We start from the raw sequence: 23,391 nt of genomic DNA, 5'->3' as shown, positions 1-23,391 counted from the left end.
GGCGCTGGTATGACAGAACATCAGATCATTCGTTTGGGTCACCACGGTGACGGTATCGCAAGTGGCCCGATTTACGCGCCCATGACCCTGCCGGGCGAGATCGTTTCCGGCGAGGTCGAGGGCGAGACGCTTACCAATGTCCGGATCGTGACGCCGTCGGATCAACGGGTGTCGCCACCCTGCCGCCACTACAAGTCCTGCGGCGGGTGTCAGTTGCAACATGCCTCGGATGATTTCGTTGCGGGCTGGAAACAGGAATTCGTTCGGATTTCGTTGAATGCCCATGGGTTAGAGACTGAATTCCGTCCCATCGTCACCTCCCCGCCGCAGTCGCGCCGCAGGGCCGCTTTTGCCGCGCGCCGAACCAAGAAGGGCGCCATGGCCGGGTTCCACGGCCGTGCATCCGACGTGATCGTCGAGATTCCCGATTGCAAGCTGCTGCATCCCGATCTCATGGCTGGTCTGGCCATTGCGGAACGGTTGGCCATGATCGGCACCAGCCGCAAGGCGGCGCTGGCCGTGACGGTCACGCAAAGCGATGCGGGGCTGGATGTTGCCGCTGCGCAGGGCAAACCGCTGGATGGGCCCCTGCGCCAGGCCCTGGCACAGGTGACCGAAGAGCTTGGGCTTGCGCGGTTGAGCTGGGATAATGAGACCGTCGCGATGCGCGTGCCCCCGGTGCAGCATTTCGGCAGGTCCAGGGTGACGCCACCGCCGGGCGCATTCCTGCAGGCCACCAAAGAGGGTGAAGCGGCGCTTTGCGCTGCGGTCAGGGAGGCAGTAGGCCCGGCGGCCCGGATTGCCGACCTGTTCGCCGGATGCGGGACATTCACATTGCCCCTGGCGGAAAACGCCAGTGTCCTGGCGGTGGAAAGCGCAGCGGAAATGCTGGAAGCGCTCGATCACGGCTGGCGCATGGCCGAGGGGCTGAAACCGGTCACAACCCAGGCGCGCGACCTCTACCGGCGTCCGATGCTGCCGGATGAACTGGCCAGGATGGATGCCATCGTGCTGGACCCGCCGCGCGCCGGAGCCGAGCGGCAGGTGGTGGAAATCGTTCCGGCCAAAGTGCCGCGTATTGCCTATGTTTCGTGCAATCCGGTGACCTTTGCGCGCGATGCCGCAATGTTGGTGGGCGGTGGATATACGCTGGATTGGGTGCAGGTCGTGGACCAGTTTCGCTGGTCGTCACATGTTGAACTTGCCGCGTGTTTCTCCAGATAGCGTCTGCGTCCGGTTCTGATGCCGCAGTGTGAAAATTCTTGTGTCTCACCACTTTTTGAACAGCCCGTTTTAGGGTATGTGATAGCGGGGAACAAAGATACATTTGACCCGTCAGGCAGGATCGAAAACAAATGAAACGCAGAACACTTATTCTGGGCGGCACCGCGCTGGTGGCACTGGGTGCATGCAGCAACAGCAAGTTCAAGCGCTATAACGGCCCCGAAGTCACCTATGTCGTCGTGAACAAGCAGGATCGCAAGATGTGGCTGCTGCATCATGACAGGGTGCTGGAGGAATATCCGATTCATCTTGGATTTGCTCCGGTCGGGCACAAGACGGTCGAAGGCGACGGCAAGACGCCGGAAGGCACCTACATCATCGACCGCCGCAATCCGAACAGCCGTTTCCACCTGTCGATTGGGATTTCATATCCCAACGAAGAGGATCGCAGGCGCGCGGAAGAGCTGGGTCAGAAGCCCGGCGGCGACATCTTCATCCACGGCCAGAAACACCCGTCGCGCAAGGACAAGGGCGACTGGACCTGGGGCTGCATCGCTGTCCGGAACAAGGATATCGAAAACATCTATGCGATGGTGCGGGACGGTACACCGATCCTGCTGAACCCGTGAAGCGCAGGGGAACTGCCGATCAGTTCCCCATCACCAGCGTCCACCAGATCTTGCCACCCGGTTCCTGAAACCAGGAAAAGCCCATGTTGCGCGCATCCGGCGACATGATGACGCGACGGGTATCCGGTTGCTCCATCCAGGCGGCCAGGGTCTCCAGCTCAGATTCGTAGGTCTCGGAAATCGTTTCGCCGATCAGGTGACCGGTATAGCCGACGCGGGCGATCCGGTCGATCGGGGAGGACCCGTCAGAGCCGAAGTGCCAGGGCCGATTCTGTACCGACATGTCACGGGAATGCGTGGCGGCAGCAGCGTTCAGCTGCGGGTTCAGTTCCACGGTCGCCTGTCCGGCGGCGCTGCGCAGGGCATTGACGGAATCAAGCATTCTGAACTGAATCTTGCCAGTTTCGCCGGCGCGGATGCGATAGGCCTTGGGCAGCGGTTTGCCATCAGAGCCAATTTGGGGGGTGACTGGCGCACAGGCAGACAAGGCGAGGCAGATTGCCATCAGGACGGACAGGATACGGATCACGGCATAGCTCCACGAGTTTGTTTTGCCCCTCCTACAGCGGACAGCGTTGCAGTTCAAACGCACATCGGCGTTACCTTGCCTGATGACGGGTCTTTGATTTGATACTGAGGCTTTGGGGTCATATATCGGGAAGAATCTCAAAATTCCTTTTTGATGGAGACATGATAATGTCCGACAAGCACCAAAAATTAAGCAGCCGTCGGGCCTTCCTTGCAGGATCCGCCGCCCTGATCGCTTCGCCCGCTTTGGCACAGACCTCGTCAAGCGTGAACTCCGAGGCGACAACCCAGACCGAACGTGATCTTACCGAGACGGTCCGCCGCAACATCTCCAGCTTCCGGACGCTGGATTGGCGCCCCTATTTCGACAACACCCGCAACGGTGCGGTTCTGGTCGATATCGACAGCCGCGCAGTGCATTTCTGGTCGGAAGATCAGAGCGTCTACAAGCTTTACCCCTCCTCGGTCCCTCTGACGGAGGACTTGACGCGGCGGGGCCGGACAAGTGTTGTGCAAAAGGTCGTGGGGCCAAGCTGGCGGCCGACGCCGTCCATGCTGCAGCGCAATCCGGAGTGGCCCGAATTCATCGGACCGGGCCCGGATAACCCCCTTGGCACCCACGCGCTGTACCTGAGCTGGACCTACTACCGGATCCACGGCACCCACGACACCCGCAAGATCGGACGGCGGTCGTCGAACGGCTGTATTGGTCTTTATAATGAACACATTGCGGAATTGTTCAGCATGACCAAGGTCGGCACGCAAGTGTTGCTTATTTGACGACATTTCAGGACTTGTAAGGCGCAAAAACGGAATCCGGGTTTGCAATCCCCCGGTTATGCTGTTTAGAAAGTTTTACGAGGTAAGTCTTGGGTGCGTGCGTGCACAATTGTGCAACACGCCTTTTCTGGAGGTTATACTATGAAAAAACTCGTTCTCGCCGCTGCTCTGACAGCCGCTGCATCGACTGCTTACGCTGGTTCGCTGGCAGAGCCGATCGTGGAAGCACCCGTCATCGTTGAAGAAGCATCTTCTTCTTCTTCCGGTGTTCTGGTTCCTCTGCTGCTGCTGGCCGTTGTTGCCGCTGCTGTTGCTTCTGACTAATTCAGAGCGACATCTAAATCGAAAAAGGCGGTGTTCTGCACCGCCTTTTTTGCGTTCCGGGGCGTGTTTCCCGGCAAGGGCAACTTGCGTCGCAGGTTCAGCCAGTCAGTCCAGCCAGCCCTTCAGATTCTCCTGAACCGCGTTCGACAGCGCCGTGATATGCGCGTCTTCATCGTTGAGGCAGGGGATATAGGTAAAGCTTTCGCCCCCCGCCTCTTCAAAGCTTTCCCTGATCTCTTCGTTGATCTCTTCCAGCGTTTCGATGCAATCCGCTGAAAAGGCGGGTGCGCAGACCGCGATGGTCTTCTTGCCTGCTTTGGCCTGCCGGGCAACTTCTTCGACGGTGTAGGGCTGCAGCCATTCCTCGGGGCCGAATTTCGATTGGAAAGTCGTCATGATCTGGGTGTCGTCCCAGCCCAGCCGCTCTTTCAGCAGGCGCGTCGTTTTCTGGCATTGGCAATGGTAGGGGTCGCCCTCCATCAGATAGCGGATGGGGACACCATGATAAGAACAGATCAGGATATCCGGCCGCTTCTCTGCTGCGGCATAGGCGCGCTCGACAGATTGGGCGAGTGCCTCGATATAGTCGGGGCGGTCAAAGTAGGGTTCGACAACCCGCGCGATCGGTTGCCATTTTTCCTTGCCCAAAGCGGCAAAGAACGCGTCGCAGGCCGTGGCTGATGTTGCCCCTGCGTATTGCGGATAAAGCGGAAAGAACAGGATCTTCGTGCAGCCTGCCGCGGTCATCGCGGCAACCTTGGACTGCGTTGACGGGTTTCCGTAACGCATGCAGAAATCAACCATCATGTCATCGCCGTAACGTTCTTTCAGCGCTGCCGCCATCTTGGCGGTCTGCGCCTTGGTAATGGTCATCAACGGGCTTTCGCCGGCGGCATGGTTCCAGATGCTCTTGTAGGCGGCGCCGCTGGTGAAGGGACGTTTGCTGAGGATGACCAGTTGCAGCAGCGGTTGCCAGAGCCATGGGGAATAGTCGATGACCCGGCGATCCGACAGGAATTCGCCGAGGTAACGGCGCATCGACCAGTAGTCATAATTGTCAGGCGTGCCGAGGTTCGCCAGCAGAACGCCGACACGTTCCCTGGGGACAGCGGGATGGTCGGCGTTGGCATGTTGCGGGCGCGCGGCTTGCATAATTCTGTCCTTGGTCACCAGTGTCGTGCTGAAATAGCCGGTTTCGACGCAGGGTCAATTGCGCAACTTTGTCTCATCCGTGTTCAGGGCATCCGCCAGGCGCTGTTGTGCGGAACCGGGCCGCAGCGGTTTCTGCTGGCTTTCGTCCGGGGCCCAGCCGGTCAGGAAAATCAGCTCGAAGGTGGCAATCACACGGCCTTCGCCATCATTGAAATGGTTTTGATAAAGCTCTGCCGCGGTTTCAATCACGGCGCGGGCGGTGGGCCGTCGCAGCCGTGCTGACAGGGCGTTGGATTCGCCCATCGCGCGCAGGTCGCGCATCAGGGCCCAGGCGTCCTGGTAGGAAACGGTCAGAGGCACGGCATCCGCCACAGGCAGCGCAAAACCGGCCCGCTGCAGCAGCCCGCCCATGTCGCGGAGTTCGGCCATGGGCGCGACGCGAGGGGACATGCCACCGGTGACCGAGGCTTCGGCCTGGCCCAGACAGGCACGCAATTCCTGCAGGGTCTGCCCACCAAAAGCGGCAGAGACAAACAGACCGTCCGCGCGCAGCGCCCGGCGGCACTGGATCAGCTGCCCGACAGGGTCATTGGCCCAATGCAGCGACATGCCGTGGATCACAAGGTCATGCGCCCCCACCTCCAGCGACAGGACATCCGAGGCGGGAACAACCGTCGCTTCTGGCAGCAGGTCACCCCAGACAGTGGGAAAATCCGTGACCACGGCCGGCGCGGTAAAGGACTTGTTAACCATCCCGAGCCGATCCTGAATCTCGTCGATGGCCTGTTGATGCAGGAACAGCGCCTCGGGCGTTGCGCGCGCGCGTCGTAGGGCCAGTGCAGTCAGGTCGGTCAGGGGCGATGGCGTGGTCATGGGAGGTCAATATGCCGTTGTTGGAAAGACTGCAAACCGCGTTGAACGCCATCTATCCTGCGCGATGTCTGACCTGCGGTGAAATCGTGGACAGCGACTTTGGCCTCTGCGGACCATGTTGGCGCGACACGTCTTTCATCGGCGGCACGATCTGTGACCAATGTGGCGCACCATTGCCCGGCCTGTCGGGGGGCGATGTATTATTCTGCGATTCCTGCCTGCAAAGCCCGCGCCCCTGGGTGCAGGGGCGCGCGGCACTGTTGTACGCCAATACCGGGCGCAAGCTGGTGCTGGCGCTGAAACACGGGGACCGTCAGGAGATTGCGCGGCCCGCAGGCCGCTGGATGACAACAGCTGCGCGACCTGTACTGCAGCCCGACACCCTGATCGCCCCCGTTCCGCTTCATTGGCGGCGCAGGATCAGGCGCAGGTACAACCAGTCGGCTTTGCTGGCCCGCGCGATGGCACGGGAATCGGGGCATCTGTGCTGTGTCGATCTGCTGCAACGGTATCGTGCGACCCCCACGCTGGACGGTCTGGGCCGGGAGGAACGGCGCAAGACTCTTGAAAATGCCATCCGCCTCAACCCGGCCCGGCGCGACGTGGTCCGTGACCGGCCGGTGTTGCTGGTGGACGACGTGATGACCTCCGGCGCGACATTGGCCGCCGCGACGGAGGCCTGTCATTCGGCAGGTTCGGGACCTGTTTGTGTGGTAACACTGGCGCGCGTGGCCAAAGACACCTAAATCCCCTTTAAGCGTTTCTTGTTGAAAGGGATATCGAATGAAACCCGTCGAAATCTACACATCGCCGCTTTGCGGTTTCTGTCATGCCGCCAAACGGTTGCTGAACCAGAAGGGTGTCAGCTTTTCCGAGGTGGACGTATTGGCCAACCCCGACCGCAAACCCGAAATGATCCAGCGGGCAAACGGAGGGCGCACCGTTCCGCAGATCTTTATCGGGGAGACCCATGTGGGCGGATGTGACGATCTTTTCGCGCTTGAACGCGAGGGCAAGCTGGATGGCTTGCTGGCTGCATGATGCAAGGCGCGATCCTGCAACTGAATGTCACGGATGACCCCGGGGAAAACCTTGGCAAGACGCTGGCCATGCTGGATGAGGCGGTGCGCGCCGGGGCAGAGTTTGTTCTGACGCCGGAAGTGACCAATTGCGTGTCGACCAGCCGCAGCCACCAGCAGGACGTGCTGTTGCATGAAGACGAGGACATCACCCTGGCCGCTCTGCGCAAGGCGGCGGCGGATGCGGGGATCTGGCTGTTGATCGGGTCGCTTGGGCTCAAGACCGGGGACGCGGACGGGCGTTTTGCCAACCGGTCCTTTCTGATCGGCCCGCAAGGCGGGATCGTGGCGCGATACGACAAGATCCACATGTTCGACGTGCAGATAAACGAGAGCGAGACCTATCGCGAATCGGCGGGCTACCGTCCGGGCACGCAGGCCGTGGTGGCCGACACACCCTTTGGCAAGATCGGGTTGAGCATCTGTTACGATGTCCGGTTTCCGCTGCTTTACAACGCATTGGCCCGTGCCGGGGCGCAGATCATCACCGTGCCGGCGGCGTTTTCGCCGGTGACCGGTGCGGCCCACTGGCATGCGCTGCTCAGGGCGCGGGCGATTGAAACGGGTTGTTTCGTGATTGCTCCCGCGCAGACGGGCACCCATGCCAGCGCCGAACACAAGACGCGGGATTGCTATGGTCATTCGCTGGTGGTGTCGCCCTGGGGCGAGGTGCTGCTGGATGCAGGCGACACAGCCGGCGTTTACAACTTTGCCCTGGATATGGATGATGTCGCGAAAGCGCGGGGCAAGGTCCCCAGCATGGCAAACGCGCGCATGTTTGATGCGCCTGAAGTGGCTTCTTGATCAGGTCGGTAGATGAGTGATGACAGTCAGACAGTTGCGATCATGCTGTTCAGCGAGTTGCTGGCGGCCGATCACGCTGTGCGCAGTCGTCTGACACGGGTGTTGCCGAAGGGAATGGAGATTTCGCATTTCTCGGTGCTGAACCATCTTTCCTGGCAGGGCGATGAAAGCAGCCCGGCGCGGCTGGCCGAACGGTTCGGTGTCACCCGCGGGGCGATGACCAACACCCTGACCAAGCTGGAATGGTCCGGCTATGTCCACATCCGCCCGGACTGGGACGATGCGCGGCGCAAGATGGTCGCGATCAGCCCGGCGGGGCGGCAGGCACGCGACGATGCGGTGGCTGCCATCGCGCCGATGATCAACGAGGTGGTGGAAAGCCTGGGCGAGGAACAGACCCGCGCGGCCCTGCCGATCCTGCGCGAAATCCGGATCAAGCTTTCCTGAGGCTTGCCGTCACGTAGTTCACGCTCAGGTCCTTGTCGGACAGCCGCCAGGTCCATGCGATGGGGTTGAATACGAACCCCTTGCGGTCCACCGGCTCAAGCCCTGCCTGCCGCAGCAGGTCGAACAATTCGTCGGGGGTGATGAACTTGGACCATTCATGTGTCCCTTTCGGCAGCCATCGCATGATGTGTTCCGCCCCCACGATCGCCATGGCAAAGGATTTCGGATTTCGGTTGATTGTCGAACAGATGTGCAGCCCGCCCGGTTTCAGCAGGTCATGGCAGGCGGTCAGGTAATCAATCGGGGAGGCGACGTGTTCGACCACTTCCATGTTGAGGACAACATCGAACCGTTCGCCCGCCTCTGCCATCGCTTCGGCAGTGGTGTGGCGGTAGTCGATATCGAGGCCGGATTGTTCCGCGTGGACCCGTGCCACGGGAATATTCCCTTCCGCCGCATCGGCGCCGACCACATCCGCACCCAGCCGCGCCATCGGTTCTGCCAGCAGCCCGCCGCCGCAGCCGATATCGAGGATTCGCAGGCCCTTGAAAGGGTCGGCAGCTTTCAGGTCGCGGTCGAATTCCCCGGCAATCTGGCTGGTGATATAATCCAGCCGACAGGGATTGAGCATGTGCAGCGGCTTGAACTTTCCGTTCAGATCCCACCATTCGGCGGCCATGGCTTCGAATTTGGAAATTTCTGACGGATCAACTGTTGTTCGAGACATTTGCATTTTCCGCTTCCTATGTTCTTGTAGACTTGGACACTATATAGGTCCCCCATGGACAAGTATCCCGACCAAATGCGCGCGGCGCAGTATCTTTATCCGCCCATTGACCCCTTCGATCAGGGGATGATGTCGGTCGGGCAGGGGCATAGGGTTTATTACGAGCAATGCGGCAACCCGGATGGGCTTCCGGTTGTGGTCCTGCATGGCGGCCCCGGTGGCGGCTGCAGCCCGTCGATGCGCCGATATTTCGATCCTTCCGTCTACCGGGTGATTCTGTTTGATCAGCGCGGCTGTGGACGGTCGCGCCCCCACGCAAGCGTGACGGACAACACCACCTGGCACCTGGTCGCGGACATCGAGATGATTCGCAAAGAATTGAAGATCGACCGCTGGATCGTCTTTGGCGGGTCCTGGGGGGCGACGTTGGCGCTGGTCTATGCCCAGACGCACCCGGATGCCGTGCGCCACCTGGTCTTGCGCGGCGTTTTCCTGATGACGCAGTCGGAGCTGGATTGGTTCTATGGCGGCGGCGCCGGGAAATTCTGGCCCGAGGTCTGGGACCGCTTCGTGTCCTTGATTCCCAAAGAAGAACAGGACGACCTGATCAAGGCCTACCACAGGCGTCTGTTTTCGGGCGATCTGCCGATTGAGCAGCGCTTTGGCAGGGCCTGGGCCGCATGGGAAAACGCGCTGGCGTCGATCCAGTCGTCCGGGGCATCGCATGAGGGGCCGTCCGACTATGCCCGCGCCTTTTCCCGGTTGGAGAATCACTATTTCACCAACGCGGGCTTTCTGGAGTTCGACGGCCAGATCGTGGAACACATGCCGCGTATCGCGCATATCCCCGGCACCATCGTGCAGGGGCGGTATGACATGATCTGTCCACCGGTCAGCGCCCACAGGATCGCGGAACGCTGGCCCGGTGTGGAGCTGTTGATGGTGCGCAATGCGGGCCATGCCCTGTCGGAACCGGGGATCAGTGCGGAGCTGGTGCGCGCCATGGACAGGATCGCAAAGCTATGAGCCGCAGGACCACCCTTCTTGACCGCCGCGCGGTTTTTTCCAGCGCTGCGGCGGCGGCCTTGCTGGCCGCCACGGGCGTTGGCGCGGCGGGCGTGCCCGCACGTGGCGGGCGTTTGCGGATGGCGCTGTCGGGCGGATCCCGCAGCGATTCGTGGTCGCAGGGCGATGGGTTGTTCATGCAGGTGGCGCGGCAGGGGCTGATCTATGACACCCTGACCGAAGTGGCCGCAGATGGCACCCTGCGCGCCGAACTCGCGCTGGGCTGGCAGGCCTCGGACGACGCGCGGGTCTGGGATTTTGACCTGCGTCGCGGGGTACGGTTCCATGACGGTGCCGCCTTTACGGCGGCGGATGCGGTGGCCAGCCTGCGCGGGCTGGTGGCGGGAGAGGTGCGTGCAATGCGCCCCGACCAGCTGAGAATCACCCTGGAAGTACCGAACGTCGGGCTGCCGCTGATGCTGTCGGGGCCTGAGTACGTGATCCGGCCCGCCCACGCACCGGAGGCGGGCATCGGCACCGGGCTTTACCAGCTGCGCCGGTTCCGGCCCGGCCAGCAGGTTCTGGCGGTGCGAACAGCCAGCCACTACCGCGACGGCACGGCGGGCTGGTTTGACGAGGTTGAGCTGACCTCGATCCCTTCCGAACCGGTGCGTGGCCAGGCGCTGGGCGAATATCTGGTCGACGCGGTGGATATCCGCGACGCAGGCGCGCTTGCCGGTTTGCCGGATATTCACCTGATGCCCGACGCGCGCCACCCGGTGCAGGCCGTCAGCGCCGCCGTGGCCCAGCCCGCACAGGTCAGCCCCCTGCGCCCGCTGGACAACCTGCGCGCGGCGGAACGCTGGTGGTTCGGATGAGCCTTGCGCGGGGGGCCTTGCGATTGGCGGCAACCCGGCGTATATGGTTGCCAACAGCGGCGCGTTCGGGTCCACACCAAACGCTCCACCGATCTTGAACACGGGCCGCGCGCCCGTTTTTTTGTGTCTGAAAGAACCATGTCCAACGATCTGATAGCAAAAGCCGCCATTGACCGCCGCCTGGCCGAGATCATCACTCCGGTGATCGAGGACATGGGATTTGAACTGGTGCGCGTGCGACTGATGTCAGGCAAGAACACGACCCTGCAGATCATGGCCGACAGGCCCGAGGGCGGGATCGAGGTTGATGACCTTGCGCTGATCAATCAGGCCATCGGCACCGTGCTGGATGTCGAAGACCCGATCCTCGATGAATACACGCTGGAGGTCTCAAGCCCCGGCATCGACCGTCCGCTGACCCGGCTCAAGGATTTCGACATGTTCGAAGGCTACGAGGCCAAGATCGAGACGGACGAGCTGATCGACGGCCGCCGCCGTTTCAAGGGCGAGCTGGCCGGGATTGACGGGAACGAAGTGCTGATCAACGTCGAAGAGGGGACCATCGGGCTCAACTTTGACTGGCTGTCGGACGCCAAGCTGGTGCTGACGGACGAGCTGATCAAGGAAATGTTGCGCCAACGCAAGGCGGCCGGCGCGCTGAATGAAGAAGATTTCGATGAAGTTCAGACCGATGACGGGTCTGCTGAGGGAGAAGACTAATGGCCATTACATCTGCCAACCAGCTTGAGCTGCTGCAAACCGCCGAAGCGGTGGCGCGTGAAAAGATGATCGACCCCGGTCTGGTGGTCGAAGCGATGGAAGAATCGCTCGCCCGGGCGGCCAAGTCCCGCTATGGCGCGGAAATGGACATCCGTGTGTCCATCGACCGCAAGACCGGGCGCGCCACCTTTACCCGCGTCCGCACGGTGGTCGAGGATGAGGAACTGGAAAACTACCAGGCCGAGTTCACGGTTGAGCAAGCCCGGCAGTACATGGACGATCCCAAGGTCGGCGATACGCTGGTTGAGGAAGTGCCCCCCGTTGAAATGGGCCGCATCGCCGCACAATCGGCCAAGCAGGTGATCCTGCAGAAGGTCCGCGAAGCCGAGCGTGACCGCCAGTACGAAGAATTCAAGGACCGCGCAGGCACCATCATCAACGGCCTGGTCAAGCGCGAGGAATACGGCAACGTCATCGTCGACGTGGGCGCTGGCGAAGCGATCCTGCGCCGGAACGAAAAGATCGGCCGCGAAAGCTACCGGCCCAACGACCGTATCCGCGTCTATATCAAGGACGTGCGCCGCGAGCAGCGCGGGCCGCAGATTTTCCTGTCGCGCACAGCGCCCGAATTCATGGCCGAATTGTTCAAGATGGAAGTGCCCGAAATCTATGACGGCATCATCGAGATCAAGGCCGTGGCCCGCGACCCCGGTTCGCGCGCCAAGATCGCCGTCATCTCCTATGACAGCTCGATCGACCCGGTTGGCGCCTGCGTCGGTATGCGCGGCAGCCGCGTGCAGGCCGTGGTGAACGAGCTTCAGGGCGAAAAGATCGACATCATCCCCTGGAACGAGGATCAGCCGACCTTCCTGGTGAACGCGCTGCAGCCTGCGGAAGTGTCCAAGGTTGTTCTGGATGAAGAAGCCGGCAAGATCGAAGTCGTCGTCCCCGAAGAGCAGCTTTCGCTTGCCATCGGTCGTCGCGGTCAGAACGTGCGTCTGGCCAGCCAGCTGACCGGTCTTGATATCGACATCATGACCGAAGAGCAGGAAAGCCAGCGCCGTCAGGCCGAGTTCGAGCTGCGCACCAAGCTGTTCATGGACAATCTGGACCTGGACGAATTCTTTGCCCAGCTTCTGGTCTCCGAAGGGTTCACCAACCTTGAGGAAGTGGCTTATGTCGAGGTTGACGAGCTTCTGGTGATCGACGGTGTGGACGAAGATACCGCCGCCGAGCTTCAGGCCCGTGCCCGTGACGTGCTGGAAGCGCAGAACAAGGCGGCCCTGGAAGCCGCCCGCGCATTGGGTGTCGAAGACAGCCTGGTTGAATTCGAGGGTCTGACACCCCAGATGATTGAAGCGCTGGCAAAGGATGACGTGAAGACACTGGAAGACTTTGCAACCTGCGCCGACTGGGAACTGGCCGGCGGTTGGACAACCGTGAATGGCGAGCGTGTAAAGGACGATGGCACGCTTGAACCCTTCGACATCTCGCTGGAGGAAGCGCAGGACATGATCATGACGGCCCGCGTCATGCTGGGCTGGGTCGATCCTGCGGATCTTGAAGCGGCTGAAGAAACCGACGAAGACGGCGAAGCAGCCGAGGAGGCCGGGGCCTGATCGCAGGCCCCGGAAGCACCTGATGGGTCGCGGTGGCGCAACCAAGGATCGGTCTGACGGTCCCGAACGCAAATGTATCTCGACGGGAGAGGTGCAACCCAAGTTCGGGCTTGTGCGTTTTGTGGTTGGCCCTGATCAGCAGGTTGTGCCCGATATTCTGGGCAAACTGCCAGGGCGCGGCATCTATGTCGCGGCGGATCGCGATGCGATTGAACTGGCGGTGAAGAAAAAGCTGTTTACCCGTGCAGCCAAGCAGCAGGTGAATGTACCTGAAGGGTTGGCTGATGAAGTGGAAAAGCAGCTTGCCCGGCGCGTGGTCGACCTTATTTCGTTGCAGCGCAAGGGCGGGCGTGCCGTTGCGGGCTACGAAAAGGTAAAGAGCTGGCTGCAGTCCGAAGAGGCAGAAGTGCTGATCCAGGCGTCAGACGGATCGGGTCGCGGCAAGAGCAAGTTAAGCACGCCGCACTACGGCCATTACATCGGATGGCTGACGGCAGATGAATTGGGTTTGGCTTTCGGACGTCAAACTGTGATACATGGGGCGCTCGCCTCTGGTGGACTCACGCTACGTGTTGTAGAGGAAGCCCAACGACTTAAAGGCGTGCGCAAAAACGAGACTGGCAAGGGCCAGTCGAAAGGATAGACGAGCTAGATGAGCGATAGTGACGGCAAGAAAACATTGGGTCTGCGCGGAGGCGCGCGTCCGGGGAATGTAAAGCAAAGCTTTAGCCATGGGCGGACCAAGAACGTCGTAGTCGAAACCAAGCGCAAGCGCGTTGTGGTGCCCAAGCCGGGTGCCGGTAAGGCAGGTGCTGGCGGATCTCCGGTTGGGGACCCTTCCAAGCGTCCTGCGGGGATCACCGATGCGGAAATGGATCGCCGCCTGAGGGCTGTTCAGGCCGCCAAGGCCCGCGAGTCTGAAGAGGCCGCAGCCCGCGAAGCCGAAGAAAGGGCCCGCGCGGAAGACCGCGAGCGCCGCAGGGCTGAGCAGGAAGAGAAAGAACGCGAGGAAAAAGAGCGCGAAGAGGCGCTCAAGGCGAAGGCCGAGGAAGAAGCCGCAAAGGTCCGCGAGGCCGCTGCGGCTGCCGAAGCTGCGGCAGCAGCGCCTTCCGAACCTGCCGTTGCCCGCACGCCGAACAACAAGGCGGCACCGGCGCAGGCCCCCCGCAAGACCGAGCGTGACCGCGAGGAAACCAACAAGAAGAACCGCGGCAATGACAACCGCCGCTCCGGCAAGCTGACGGTCAATCAGGCGCTGACCGGCGGCGAAGGCGGACGGCAGCGGTCGATGGCTGCGATGAAGCGCAAGCAGGAACGCGCACGGCAGAAGGCCATGGGTGGCTCTGTCGAGCGTGAAAAGGTCGTGCGCGATGTGCAACTGCCCGAGGCGATTGTCGTTTCCGAACTGGCCAACCGTATGGCCGAACGTGTGGGCGAAGTCGTCAAGGCGCTGATGAACAACGGCATGATGGTGACGCAGAACGAAACCATTGATGCCGATACCGCCGAACTGATCATCGAGGAATTCGGCCACAAGGTTGTCCGCGTTTCCGATTCCGACGTCGAGGATGTCATCAAGGAAGTCATCGACGATCCCAAGGATCTGGTTGGCCGTCCGCCGGTCATCACCATCATGGGTCACGTCGACCACGGCAAGACATCGCTGCTGGATGCGATCCGCAATGCCAAGGTCGTCGCGGGCGAAGCTGGCGGGATCACCCAGCACATCGGGGCCTATCAGGTTACCACCGAAAACGGTGCCGTGCTGTCTTTCCTCGATACACCGGGCCACGCGGCGTTTACGTCGATGCGGTCGCGCGGTGCTCAGGTGACGGACATCGTGGTGCTGGTTGTGGCTGCGGATGATGCGGTGATGCCGCAGACCATCGAAGCGATCAACCACGCGAAAGCGGCGAAGGTGCCGATGATCGTGGCGATCAACAAGATCGACAAGCCTGCCGCGAACCCGGACAAGGTCCGTACCGATCTGCTGCAACACGAGGTCATCGTGGAGAAGCTTTCGGGCGACGTTCAGGACGTGGAGGTTTCCGCGACCACCGGTCAGGGCCTGGATCAACTGCTTGAGGCCATCGCGCTGCAGGCCGAGATCCTGGAGCTCAAGGCGAACCCGGACCGTGCCGCTGTTGGTGCCGTGATCGAAGCGCAGCTTGATGTGGGCCGCGGCCCCGTGGCGACGGTTCTGATCCAGAACGGCACGCTGCGCCAGGGCGACATCTTTGTCGTGGGCGAACAATACGGCAAGGTGCGTGCGCTGATCAACGATCAGGGCGAGCGTGTGAAGGAAGCCGGGCCATCTGTTCCCGTCGAGGTTCTGGGCCTGAACGGGACACCCGAAGCAGGCGACGTGCTGAACGTGACCAGCACCGAAGCTCAGGCGCGCGAGATCGCCAGCTACCGCGAGAAAGCGGCCAAGGACAAACGCGCTGCGGCGGGTGCGGCGACCACTCTCGAACAGCTGATGGCCAACGCCAAGGCGGACGAGGATGTTTCCGAACTGCCGATCCTGGTCAAGGCCGACGTGCAGGGTTCTGCCGAAGCCATCGTTCAGGCGATGGAAAAGATCGGCAACGACGAGGTGCGCGTGCGGGTTCTTCACTCCGGTGTCGGTGCGATCACCGAGACGGACGTGGGTCTTGCCGAAGCATCCGGTGCGCCGATCATGGGCTTCAACGTCCGTGCCAACGCATCCGCGCGCAACACAGCCAACCAGAAGGGTGTCGAGATCCGGTATTATTCGGTGATCTACGATCTTGTGGACGATGTGAAGGCCGCGGCCTCCGGCCTGCTCAGCAACGAGATCAAGGAGAACTTCATTGGTTATGCAACCATCAAGGAAGTCTTCAAGGTCACCGGTGTGGGCAAGGTTGCCGGCTGTCTGGTCACCGAAGGTGTCGCAAGGCGCTCTGCCGGTGTGCGTCTGCTGCGCGACAACGTCGTGATCCACGAAGGGACGCTGAAAACGCTCAAGCGGTTCAAGGATGAAGTGCCCGAAGTGCAGTCCGGTCAGGAATGCGGCATGGCCTTCGAGAATTACGATGATATCCGTCCCGATGACGTGATCGAAATCTTCGAACGTGAAGAAGTCACCCGGACGTTGAGCTGATCGCGCTCAGCTTTGAAAATTGTCAGGGACCCGGCTGAATTGCCGGGTCTCTTTCGTTTCAAACCGGCCCGTTTCCTCGTCAAAGCTTTGCCGGGCGACGTGAATTGCATCTGGCGAGATGTCGATCAGATTGAAATCATTGGGTTCGCCGCGCATCCGTGACGACAGGCTGGTGCCCGCATGCAGCTGGATCGCATTGCGGTGCAATTCTTCCCCGGCGCGGTGGGCGAATTCTCCGGCGTGCCACAGGTGCAGATGCCCCGACAGGATCAGATCGGCACCGCAGCCGATCAGGCGCTCCAGCGCAGCGGCAGCGCCGGGGATGGGTTTCTTGCTGACGCCTCTGGGGTGCTCAAGCGGGTGGTGGGCGACCAGCACACGCAGCTTGTGGGCAGGCGCGCCCCGCATGGCATTGCAGGCCCTGAGCAACCGGGACGCGGACAGGCGACCTGCCTGCCATTGAAAGCGGTCGACGGTGTTCAGGCCGACCATCACCATCTGCTCGGTCTCGACACGCGGTGTCAGATCGCGGGATATGTAGCTGCGATAATGCCCGAAAGGCCGGAAAAAGCGCGTCAGGGGCCGGTGGATGGGGATGTCGTGATTGCCGGGGATGCACAGCACCGGCGCGTTGATCCGGTCGATAAACGCGCGGGCGCTCACATATTCCCGCCGCCGCGCGCGCTGGGTCAAATCACCCGAGATCGCAACCTGATCAGGTCCGAGTTCCGACAGCGCCCTGAGCAGTGGCTCGATCAGATTGGCACGGTCCTTGCCGAAATGCAGATCGGACAGGTGGATCAGCCGGGTCATCGCACGGAAGGCGGCGCATCGCGCGGCACCATGACCCGCAAGGGGTCTGCCGCGTGGCGCAGGGTAAAGGGCCCGCCCATGCGGGTGATCTCCCCATCCCGCGCAACCGGACGGCGTTTCCGTTTCATCACGATTTCGATATTTTTCCCGCTGATCATTTCGTAATCAGTTTCAGATTTTGCAATGCCAAGGGCAAGGGCCGCTGCATGGCGAAACAGACCCAGGCGCCCGGTATTGGGGGCGATCAGCACCACCAGTTCACCTGCCGCCACGGCCTCCGCGCCATCCAGCCCCATCTGCTGCAGCTGGTAGGCGTTGTTGATGACAAAGATGATCGGGGTGCGGCGGGTCAGGGTCTGATCGTCGACCCTGACGTTCAGACGCAGTGGCGCACGGAAGGTCACAAGAGTTTTCACCACGGACCAATAGGCTGCCAACCTGCTGCGGCCCCAGCGGCGGTAGGTCCCCTCGCGGGTCTGGAGGATTGCCGCATAGGCCCCGATGCTGGCGTTGTTGAGGAACATCCGGTCATTGACGGTTGCAACATTGACCGCGCGGGGCTGTCCCGTGATCAGGGTTTCCACCGCCGCATCCATTTCCTGTGGCAGGCCCAGAGAGCGGGCAAAGTAATTGAATGTGCCCGCCGGGATGATGCCGATGGCACGGCCACTGCCCGCCAGCACAGAGGCCGCGCCGCAGATCGTGCCGTCACCGCCCGCTATCGCCAGGGCAGCGTCCGGGTCGGCCAGCGCCGCATTTGCCGCGGCCTCCACACTGTCATGATCCTGGACATTGATAAAATCGACGCCGCGTCCACGCTTGGTGAACGCGGCGGTAATTGCCGATCTCTTGTCATCGCCATCCTGACTGCCGGAGGCAGCATTAAGGATCACGATTGTTCGTTGGTCTGACATCTTCTGCCCCTATCACAAAAGGGCAGATGCCCCAGAGGCCAACGCCCAAGGTCGGGCGAAGTTCGTCAGACGCCAAAATATTCCGTCAGTTGCTCCGATTCACAGGCTTTCCGCTATAAATCTTGTCGTCCACCTGCACGGTCATCTGTCCGTTTGGTGTGTTGCCGACAAAGATACCCTGCACGGAAATACAGGAACCGATCGTAATCGTGCGCAACATACTGCTTCCTCCCCAGAAAGTTGAAATCAGTTTACCAAACAATAAGAGCATTACCACAAAATTGTTTTACAAAAGCTTAACTTTGGTGCGCAAATTTAGGGCGGTTGCGCAATTTTGTTTCACAACCAGTCTCGGAGAACGGGGATAAGCGGGATATCGGCCGCTGGCATCGGGTAGTTGCGCAAATCGTTCGGGCGCACCCATTTCAGTGACTGACCTTCGTTCGACCGCGGCGTGCCTTCCCATTTGCGGCAGGCAAACAAGGGCATCAGCAGGTGAAACCTGTCATAGCTGTGGCTGGCAAAGGTCAGCGGCGCCAGGCAGGAAGACCAGGTATTGATCCCCAATTCCTCCTGTAACTCGCGGATCAGCGCCATTTCAGGTGTTTCGCCCGGTTCGACCTTGCCGCCCGGAAACTCCCACAGGCCCGCCATTTCCTTGCCCTCGGGCCGTTGCGCCAACAGGACCCGCCCGTCGACGTCGATCAGCGCAACGGCAGAGACAAGAACAACCTTCACTTCAGGCGTCTCTGCGGGGTCATGAGCGGTAGTCGGCATTGATCGCGATATAGCCGTGCGTCAGATCACAGGTCCAGACCGTGGCGGTGCCGGCCCCGAGGCCCAGATCCACGGCGATCACGATGTTCTCGCCCTTCATATGCGCGGCAGCGGCTTCCTCGGAGTAATTCGGGCTGCGCCAGCCATCCTTGGCGACTTCCACCTCTCCGAAACGGATCGACAGGCGGTCGCGATCTGCATCTGCACCGGATTTGCCGATGGCCATGACAACCCGGCCCCAGTTCGGATCTTCGCCCGCGATGGCGGTCTTGATCAGGGGTGAATTGGCGATTGCCATGGCATGTGTCCTGGCGTCTGCATCCGATGCGGCACCGGTGACGGCGACCTCGACGAATTTCGTCGCGCCCTCGCCATCGCGCACGACCTGATGGGCGAGATCCAGCATCACACCATGCATGGCGGCGGCAAATTCCGCATTTCCCGTCACGTCCTGGCCCGATGCGCCGGTGGCGGCGACGATCAGGCTGTCCGATGTCGATGTATCGCTGTCCACGGTGATACAGTTGAATGTCTTGTCCGCGCTTGTGCTGATCATCGCCTGCAGCGCCGCCTGATCAATCGCGGCATCGGTAAAGATATAGACCAGCATCGTGGCCATGTCGGGGGCGATCATGCCGGAACCCTTGGCGATCCCGGCAATCTTAACCGTTGTGCCACCAACCTCTATTTCCGCTGACGCACCCTTGGGAAAGGTGTCGGTCGTCATGATGGCCTTGGCCGCAGCGGCAATGCCGCCGGCATCCAGCCCGGACTGCAAATCGGCGAGGCTGGCGGTGACCCGCTCATGCGGCAAGGGTTCGCCGATCACACCGGTGGAGGAGGTGAAGACACGCGATTGCGGGACATCGCAGGCGGCTGCCACAGCCGATGTGATGGCCTGCACCGAGGCGACACCGTTCTTGCCGGTAAAGGCATTGGCGTTGCCCGAATTCACCAGTATCGCGGCCCCCGCATCGCAGGCACCGCCGATCTTGTCCTGGCAATCCAGCACCGGCGCGGCGCGGGTCCTCGACCGGGTAAAGACCCCGGCCACCGCCGTTCCCGGCGCCAGTTCCGCCAGCATCACATCAGTGCGGCCCTGGTATTTGACCCCGGCAGAGGCGGTGGCGAAACGCACACCGCCAATGACCGGCAATTGCGGGAAGGCCGCAGGGGCCAGCGGGGAGACTTGTGTGATCTTGCCCAATTCTTACTCCAGCCATTCGACGTTTTTGAGAACCGCAGGGTCAATCCCTTCGGCGGCGGATTGATCCACGTCAGCCTTCTCGGTGATTTCCTCGATGGCGGTCTGAACCCGGGTCTGACGCAATTGCAGTTCGATCTCTTCGCGGACTGCATCCAGCGCAGGCGCTTCGGTGTCGCGCACCTCGTTCAGCTTGATCACATGCCAGCCGAACTGTGTCTCGACCGGGTCGGAAACCGCGCCCGGTTCCATCTCCATCACGGTGTTCTCGAAGGCAGGCACCATCATGCCCTTGCCAAACCAGCCCAGTGCACCACCACCGGGACCGGAGGGGCCGGTCGACTTCTCGCGTGCGAGTTCGGCAAAATCGGCACCTTCATCCAGTTGCTTCTTGATCGCCTGTGCCTCTTCCTGCGTCTCAACCAGGATATGCGCGGCGTTGAATTCCTTTTCCGGCTCGGCGCTGGCGTATTGTTCGTCATAGGCGGCCTGAACCTCCGCTTCGTCCAGCGGTTCCGCCATGATCTTTTCGATCACCTCACCGGCCTTGAGCGAGCGGCTCTCGTTTTCCAGCGACAGGGTGACACGGGCGGGCAAGTCGCCCTCAAAATTGTCGCTGAGGGCGGTCTGCTGAACGAGTTGTTCGAGGATGCCCTTGAACAGCACGTCGTCGGGAAGTTGCTGATATTGTTCGGGCAGGCGCGCGCGGGCGATGATCATGTGGCCCAGCGTAATATCGGTGCCGTTGACTGTTGCCACCACGGTATCAAGCTGCGGCGTGTCCTGCGCGGTCGCAGGCAGGCCGAGGCAGGCGGAAACGGCCAGAGCGGCCACGAAAGTGAGTCGTTTATGCATGGATTGTCCTATCGTTACGCCCCGGGAGGGGCTGCTACATTGACAGTGTTATGTGCGGCCCTTACATCGCCTATCAGGCGCGGCTCAGGCGTTTCCCCATACATCTATGGTCTGACTGAGCGCTGGGCAAGCAGATCGCTGCCACACATAAAAATCGGCTGGAGAGCACATGCTGGGTATCGGAACAATCGCCAAAAAGGTCTTTGGCACGCCAAACGATCGCAAAATCAAGGCGACCCGCCCGCTGGTGGATCAGATCAATGCACTGGAACCAGACTTTGAAAAGCTGACCGACGCCGGCATCAAGGACAAGACAGAGGAGCTGGCCAAACGCGCCCTGTCAGGTGAAAGCCTTGACAACCTCCTACCCGAGGCCTTTGCCAACTGCCGCGAGGCTGCCCGCCGCACGCTGGGCCTGCGCGCCTTTGACACGCAGCTGATGGCGGCGATTTTCCTGCATCAGGGCAATATCTCGGAACAGAAGACGGGCGAAGGCAAGACACTGACCGCGGCCCTGGCAGCCTATCTGAATGCACTGTCCGGCAAGGGCGTGCATGTGGTGACCGTCAACGAATATCTGGTGAAACGCGACGCCGACTGGATGGGCAAGGTGTTCAATGCGCTGGGCCTGACCTGTGGTGCCGCCGTGTCGCAGATGCCCGAAGACGCCAAGCGCGCGGCATATGAATGTGACATTACCTATGCCACCAACAACGAGCTCGGATTCGACTATCTGCGCGACAACATGAAGTCGAACCTCGACGAAATTCTGCAAAAGAATCACAACTATGCCATCGTGGACGAGGTCGACAGCATCCTGATCGACGAGGCTCGGACACCGCTGATCATCTCCGGTCCTGCGCAGGACCGTTCCGAGATGTATGTCACCATCGACAAGGTGATCCCGCTGCTGCAGCCCGAACATTATGAGCTGGACGAAAAGACCCGCAACGTCACCTTCACCGACGAGGGCAACGAGTTCCTGGAAGAACAGCTGCGCGCCCGGTCGCTGCTGGAGGACGGTCAGACCCTTTATGACCCTGAAAGCACCACCATCGTGCACCACGTCAACCAGGGCCTGCGCGCACACAAGCTGTTCCTGAAAGACCGCGATTACATCGTGCGCGACGGCGAGGTGATGCTGATCGACGAATTCACCGGCCGGATGATGCAGGGCCGCCGCCTGTCGGACGGGCTGCACCAGGCGATCGAAGCCAAGGAAGGCACCACGATCCAGCCAGAGAACGTTACCCTGGCCTCTGTGACCTTCCAGAACTATTTCCGGCTTTATGACAAGCTGGCCGGGATGACCGGCACCGCGCTGACCGAAGCCGAGGAATTTCAGGAAATCTACGGTCTGGGTGTGGTCGAAGTGCCGACAAATCTGCCCATCGCCCGTGTCGACGAAGATGATGCCGTTTATCGCAGCGTTCAGGAAAAATACGATGCGATGATCGAAAAGGTGAAAGAGGCAAATGCCAAGGGGCAGCCTTGCCTTGTTGGCACCACCTCCATCGAGAAATCCGAACAGCTGAGCCAGCTGCTGACGGCTGCGGGCATTGAACACAACGTCCTGAACGCGCGCCAGCACGAACAGGAAGCGCAGATCATCGCCGATGCGGGCAAATTCGGGGCCGTGACCATCGCCACCAACATGGCCGGGCGCGGCACCGACATCCAGTTGGGCGGCAATGTGGAACTGAAGGTGCTCGAAGCACTGGACAATGACCCCGAAGCGGACCCCGAAAAGATCCGGGCAGAGATCGAAGCCCAGCATGCGGACGAAAAGCAAAAGGTGCTTGAGGCCGGGGGGCTTTACGTTCTGGCCTCTGAACGGCACGAAAGCCGCCGGATCGACAACCAGTTGCGCGGCCGCTCGGGCCGTCAGGGTGATCCGGGCCGCACCTCGTTTTTCCTGTCATTGGAAGACGACCTGATGCGCATCTTTGGCTCTGAACGTCTGGAAAAGGTTCTGACCACACTTGGCCTGAAAGAAGGCGAAGCGATTATTCACCCCTGGGTCAACAAGTCGCTGGAACGCGCACAGGCCAAGGTCGAGGGGCGCAATTTTGACATCCGCAAACAACTGCTCAAATTCGACGATGTGATGAACGAACAACGCAAGGTCATCTTTGGCCAGCGCCGCGACATCATGGAAGCGGAGGACCTGAACGAGATCGTCACCGATATGCGCCATCAGGTGATCGACGATCTGATCGACACCTATATGCCGCCGCGCACCTATGCGGATCAATGGGACACACAAGGGTTCTATGCGGCCGTGATCGAACATCTGAACATCGACCTGCCGATCATCGCCTGGTGCGAGGAAGAGGGCGCGGACGACGAGGTGATCCGCGAGCGCCTGATCGAGGCGACGGACAAGATGATTGCACAAAAAACCGAAGCCTTTGGCCCGGAAAACATGCGCACCATCGAAAAACAGCTTTTGTTGCAATCGATTGACGGCAAATGGCGCGACCATCTGATGACCCTTGAGCATCTGCGGTCCGTTGTCGGGTTCCGGGGGTATGCGCAGCGTGACCCGCTGAACGAATACAAGAACGAAAGCTTTCAGCTGTTCGAAAGCATGCTGGACAGCCTGCGCCAGGACGTGACTCAGAAACTGTGTCAGGCGCAGCCGGTGTCCGCGGAAGAGCGCAACGCCTTCATGCAGGAGATCGCGCAGCGGCAGGCGGCAATGCAAAAGGCCGCAGATGCGGGCGCGCAGGAACCGAATGTGCCGGCACCCTCCCCGGTTGCCGCTGCAGAGGGCTTTGTCGAGGATGATCCGACCACATGGGGCAACCCGTCACGCAATGACGCCTGCCCTTGCGGATCGGGCAAGAAATTCAAGCATTGCCACGGCCGCCTGTCCTGAGGTGACATCGGGCCTTGTCCCGATTTCGCCCAAT

General features: G+C 61.0%; 24 protein-coding genes. 15 read left to right on the top strand and 9 right to left on the bottom strand.

Going from position 1 to position 23,391, the window contains the following annotated elements; translation table 11 throughout:
* The first annotated feature begins 9 nt into the window (after positions 1 to 9).
* Both ACWNZ3_RS00295 and ACWNZ3_RS00290 read left to right on the top strand, forming a co-directional pair.
* On the top strand, positions 10 to 1,224 hold the full coding sequence (locus tag ACWNZ3_RS00295) for a class I SAM-dependent RNA methyltransferase (RefSeq protein WP_496900804.1): 1,215 nt from the start codon (positions 10 to 12) through the stop codon (positions 1,222 to 1,224).
* A gap of 131 nt (positions 1,225 to 1,355) precedes the next feature.
* Positions 1,356 to 1,853, top strand: coding sequence for a L,D-transpeptidase family protein (locus ACWNZ3_RS00290; protein WP_269363285.1), 498 nt, complete (start codon positions 1,356 to 1,358; stop codon positions 1,851 to 1,853).
* Positions 1,854 to 1,872: 19 nt separating this feature from the next.
* Here ACWNZ3_RS00290 and dalA read toward each other — a convergent pair whose 3' ends face one another.
* Complete coding sequence (gene dalA, locus ACWNZ3_RS00285) at positions 1,873 to 2,382, bottom strand: divisome-associated lipoprotein DalA (RefSeq protein WP_269363287.1); 510 nt, start codon at positions 2,380 to 2,382, stop codon at positions 1,873 to 1,875.
* 167 nt (positions 2,383 to 2,549) lie between these two features.
* Here dalA and ACWNZ3_RS00280 point away from each other — a divergent pair, with 167 nt between their 5' ends.
* Together ACWNZ3_RS00280 and ACWNZ3_RS00275 are read left to right on the top strand one after the other, a co-directional pair.
* Entirely contained in the window at positions 2,550 to 3,161 is a 612-nt protein-coding gene (locus ACWNZ3_RS00280) for a L,D-transpeptidase (RefSeq protein WP_496900803.1), read from the top strand.
* A 141-nt stretch (positions 3,162 to 3,302) separates the two neighbouring features.
* Positions 3,303 to 3,485 (top strand): hypothetical protein, encoded by a 183-nt coding sequence (locus tag ACWNZ3_RS00275; protein WP_269363289.1) that lies wholly within the window; start codon positions 3,303 to 3,305, stop codon positions 3,483 to 3,485.
* Between the two features lie 105 nt (positions 3,486 to 3,590).
* On the opposite strand, the gene hemH is transcribed toward ACWNZ3_RS00275, so the two are convergent.
* Both hemH and ACWNZ3_RS00265 read right to left on the bottom strand, forming a co-directional pair.
* Positions 3,591 to 4,637 carry a ferrochelatase gene (gene hemH / locus ACWNZ3_RS00270; RefSeq protein ID WP_496900802.1) on the bottom strand — a complete coding sequence of 349 codons (1,047 nt, stop codon included), beginning with the start codon at positions 4,635 to 4,637 and terminating at the stop codon, positions 3,591 to 3,593.
* 54 nt (positions 4,638 to 4,691) lie between these two features.
* Positions 4,692 to 5,510 (bottom strand): methyltransferase domain-containing protein, encoded by an 819-nt coding sequence (locus ACWNZ3_RS00265; RefSeq protein WP_496900801.1) that lies wholly within the window; start codon positions 5,508 to 5,510, stop codon positions 4,692 to 4,694.
* Between the two features lie 11 nt (positions 5,511 to 5,521).
* On the opposite strand from ACWNZ3_RS00265, the gene ACWNZ3_RS00260 reads away from it, so the two are divergent.
* The 4 genes from ACWNZ3_RS00260 to ACWNZ3_RS00245 are packed head-to-tail and all read left to right on the top strand — an operon-like array spanning position 5,522 to position 7,840.
* Complete coding sequence (locus ACWNZ3_RS00260) at positions 5,522 to 6,256, top strand: double zinc ribbon domain-containing protein (protein ID WP_496900800.1); 735 nt, start codon at positions 5,522 to 5,524, stop codon at positions 6,254 to 6,256.
* 37 nt (positions 6,257 to 6,293) lie between these two features.
* Positions 6,294 to 6,551, top strand: a complete 258-nt coding sequence (gene grxC, locus ACWNZ3_RS00255; protein WP_269363297.1) for a glutaredoxin 3 — start codon at positions 6,294 to 6,296, stop codon at positions 6,549 to 6,551.
* Positions 6,551 to 7,393, top strand: coding sequence for a carbon-nitrogen hydrolase family protein (locus tag ACWNZ3_RS00250; protein ID WP_496900799.1), 843 nt, complete (start codon positions 6,551 to 6,553; stop codon positions 7,391 to 7,393). Before grxC ends, ACWNZ3_RS00250 begins: the two co-directional genes overlap by 1 nt.
* Before the next feature lie 12 nt (positions 7,394 to 7,405).
* Positions 7,406 to 7,840, top strand: a complete 435-nt coding sequence (locus tag ACWNZ3_RS00245) for a MarR family winged helix-turn-helix transcriptional regulator (protein WP_067297619.1) — start codon at positions 7,406 to 7,408, stop codon at positions 7,838 to 7,840.
* Here ACWNZ3_RS00245 and ubiG read toward each other — a convergent pair.
* On the bottom strand, positions 7,827 to 8,573 hold the full coding sequence (ubiG, locus tag ACWNZ3_RS00240; RefSeq protein ID WP_274573562.1) for a bifunctional 2-polyprenyl-6-hydroxyphenol methylase/3-demethylubiquinol 3-O-methyltransferase UbiG: 747 nt from the start codon (positions 8,571 to 8,573) through the stop codon (positions 7,827 to 7,829). The genes ACWNZ3_RS00245 and ubiG overlap by 14 nt on opposite strands.
* Positions 8,574 to 8,621: 48 nt before the next feature.
* Between ubiG and pip the strand changes: the two genes are divergently transcribed.
* From pip to infB, 6 genes are all read left to right on the top strand, one after another.
* Positions 8,622 to 9,593, top strand: a complete 972-nt coding sequence (pip, locus tag ACWNZ3_RS00235; protein ID WP_269363303.1) for a prolyl aminopeptidase — start codon at positions 8,622 to 8,624, stop codon at positions 9,591 to 9,593.
* A complete protein-coding gene (locus ACWNZ3_RS00230) occupies positions 9,590 to 10,450 on the top strand; it encodes an ABC transporter substrate-binding protein (protein WP_496900798.1) in 861 nt (286 codons plus the stop codon). Before pip ends, ACWNZ3_RS00230 begins: the two co-directional genes overlap by 4 nt.
* 138 nt (positions 10,451 to 10,588) lie before the next feature.
* Entirely contained in the window at positions 10,589 to 11,170 is a 582-nt protein-coding gene (gene rimP / locus ACWNZ3_RS00225) for a ribosome maturation factor RimP (RefSeq protein ID WP_269363307.1), read from the top strand.
* Positions 11,170 to 12,789 (top strand): transcription termination factor NusA, encoded by a 1,620-nt coding sequence (gene nusA, locus ACWNZ3_RS00220; protein WP_269363309.1) that lies wholly within the window; start codon positions 11,170 to 11,172, stop codon positions 12,787 to 12,789. Before rimP ends, nusA begins: the two co-directional genes overlap by 1 nt.
* Before the next feature lie 22 nt (positions 12,790 to 12,811).
* Entirely contained in the window at positions 12,812 to 13,432 is a 621-nt protein-coding gene (locus tag ACWNZ3_RS00215) for an RNA-binding protein (RefSeq protein ID WP_114273982.1), read from the top strand.
* Between the two features lie 9 nt (positions 13,433 to 13,441).
* Positions 13,442 to 15,913, top strand: a complete 2,472-nt coding sequence (gene infB / locus ACWNZ3_RS00210) for a translation initiation factor IF-2 (protein ID WP_496900797.1) — start codon at positions 13,442 to 13,444, stop codon at positions 15,911 to 15,913.
* Positions 15,914 to 15,919: 6 nt separating this feature from the next.
* Here the strand turns inward: infB and ACWNZ3_RS00205 are convergent, their stop codons facing one another.
* The 5 genes from ACWNZ3_RS00205 to ACWNZ3_RS00185 all read right to left on the bottom strand — a co-directional run bounded on the left by ACWNZ3_RS00205 (position 15,920) and on the right by ACWNZ3_RS00185 (position 20,476).
* A complete protein-coding gene (locus ACWNZ3_RS00205) occupies positions 15,920 to 16,726 on the bottom strand; it encodes a metallophosphoesterase family protein (protein ID WP_269363312.1) in 807 nt (268 codons plus the stop codon).
* Positions 16,723 to 17,640 (bottom strand): diacylglycerol/lipid kinase family protein, encoded by a 918-nt coding sequence (locus ACWNZ3_RS00200; RefSeq protein WP_496900796.1) that lies wholly within the window; start codon positions 17,638 to 17,640, stop codon positions 16,723 to 16,725. Before ACWNZ3_RS00200 ends, ACWNZ3_RS00205 begins: the two co-directional genes overlap by 4 nt.
* Before the next feature lie 339 nt (positions 17,641 to 17,979).
* Entirely contained in the window at positions 17,980 to 18,378 is a 399-nt protein-coding gene (locus tag ACWNZ3_RS00195) for a (deoxy)nucleoside triphosphate pyrophosphohydrolase (RefSeq protein ID WP_114273978.1), read from the bottom strand.
* 19 nt (positions 18,379 to 18,397) lie between these two features.
* Positions 18,398 to 19,624 carry a bifunctional glutamate N-acetyltransferase/amino-acid acetyltransferase ArgJ gene (gene argJ, locus ACWNZ3_RS00190; protein WP_496900795.1) on the bottom strand — a complete coding sequence of 409 codons (1,227 nt, stop codon included), beginning with the start codon at positions 19,622 to 19,624 and terminating at the stop codon, positions 18,398 to 18,400.
* 3 nt (positions 19,625 to 19,627) lie between these two features.
* On the bottom strand, positions 19,628 to 20,476 hold the full coding sequence (locus ACWNZ3_RS00185) for a peptidylprolyl isomerase (protein WP_274573565.1): 849 nt from the start codon (positions 20,474 to 20,476) through the stop codon (positions 19,628 to 19,630).
* A 169-nt stretch (positions 20,477 to 20,645) separates the two neighbouring features.
* Between ACWNZ3_RS00185 and secA the strand changes: the two genes are divergently transcribed.
* The gene (secA, locus tag ACWNZ3_RS00180; protein ID WP_274573566.1) at positions 20,646 to 23,357 is read left to right on the top strand and encodes a preprotein translocase subunit SecA; all 2,712 of its coding nucleotides are present in this window, start codon (positions 20,646 to 20,648) and stop codon (positions 23,355 to 23,357) included.
* Positions 23,358 to 23,391: the final 34 nt, after the last annotated feature.

It is taken from the genome of Sulfitobacter sp. IGS-18 (assembly GCF_059628195.1).
The sequence above is the reverse complement of the archived record's forward strand: the minus strand, read 5'-3'. Positions and strand labels throughout refer to the sequence as shown.

Bases quoted from the DNA above. Each gene is read 5' to 3' on its own strand.
- ACWNZ3_RS00295 (WP_496900804.1), top strand. From the start codon at position 10: ATGACAGAACATCAGATCATTCGTTTGGGTCACCACGGTGACGGTATC.
- ACWNZ3_RS00290 (WP_269363285.1), top strand. From the start codon at position 1,356: ATGAAACGCAGAACACTTATTCTGGGCGGCACCGCGCTGGTGGCACTG.
- ACWNZ3_RS00280 (WP_496900803.1), top strand. From the start codon at position 2,550: ATGTCCGACAAGCACCAAAAATTAAGCAGCCGTCGGGCCTTCCTTGCA.
- ACWNZ3_RS00275 (WP_269363289.1), top strand. From the start codon at position 3,303: ATGAAAAAACTCGTTCTCGCCGCTGCTCTGACAGCCGCTGCATCGACT.
- hemH (WP_496900802.1), bottom strand. From the start codon at position 4,637: ATGCAAGCCGCGCGCCCGCAACATGCCAACGCCGACCATCCCGCTGTC.
- ACWNZ3_RS00265 (WP_496900801.1), bottom strand. From the start codon at position 5,510: ATGACCACGCCATCGCCCCTGACCGACCTGACTGCACTGGCCCTACGA.
- ACWNZ3_RS00260 (WP_496900800.1), top strand. From the start codon at position 5,522: ATGCCGTTGTTGGAAAGACTGCAAACCGCGTTGAACGCCATCTATCCT.
- grxC (WP_269363297.1), top strand. From the start codon at position 6,294: ATGAAACCCGTCGAAATCTACACATCGCCGCTTTGCGGTTTCTGTCAT.
- ACWNZ3_RS00250 (WP_496900799.1), top strand. From the start codon at position 6,551: ATGCAAGGCGCGATCCTGCAACTGAATGTCACGGATGACCCCGGGGAA.
- ACWNZ3_RS00245 (WP_067297619.1), top strand. From the start codon at position 7,406: ATGAGTGATGACAGTCAGACAGTTGCGATCATGCTGTTCAGCGAGTTG.
- ubiG (WP_274573562.1), bottom strand. From the start codon at position 8,573: ATGCAAATGTCTCGAACAACAGTTGATCCGTCAGAAATTTCCAAATTC.
- pip (WP_269363303.1), top strand. From the start codon at position 8,622: ATGGACAAGTATCCCGACCAAATGCGCGCGGCGCAGTATCTTTATCCG.
- ACWNZ3_RS00230 (WP_496900798.1), top strand. From the start codon at position 9,590: ATGAGCCGCAGGACCACCCTTCTTGACCGCCGCGCGGTTTTTTCCAGC.
- rimP (WP_269363307.1), top strand. From the start codon at position 10,589: ATGTCCAACGATCTGATAGCAAAAGCCGCCATTGACCGCCGCCTGGCC.
- nusA (WP_269363309.1), top strand. From the start codon at position 11,170: ATGGCCATTACATCTGCCAACCAGCTTGAGCTGCTGCAAACCGCCGAA.
- ACWNZ3_RS00215 (WP_114273982.1), top strand. From the start codon at position 12,812: ATGGGTCGCGGTGGCGCAACCAAGGATCGGTCTGACGGTCCCGAACGC.
- infB (WP_496900797.1), top strand. From the start codon at position 13,442: ATGAGCGATAGTGACGGCAAGAAAACATTGGGTCTGCGCGGAGGCGCG.
- ACWNZ3_RS00205 (WP_269363312.1), bottom strand. From the start codon at position 16,726: ATGACCCGGCTGATCCACCTGTCCGATCTGCATTTCGGCAAGGACCGT.
- ACWNZ3_RS00200 (WP_496900796.1), bottom strand. From the start codon at position 17,640: ATGTCAGACCAACGAACAATCGTGATCCTTAATGCTGCCTCCGGCAGT.
- ACWNZ3_RS00185 (WP_274573565.1), bottom strand. From the start codon at position 20,476: ATGCATAAACGACTCACTTTCGTGGCCGCTCTGGCCGTTTCCGCCTGC.
- secA (WP_274573566.1), top strand. From the start codon at position 20,646: ATGCTGGGTATCGGAACAATCGCCAAAAAGGTCTTTGGCACGCCAAAC.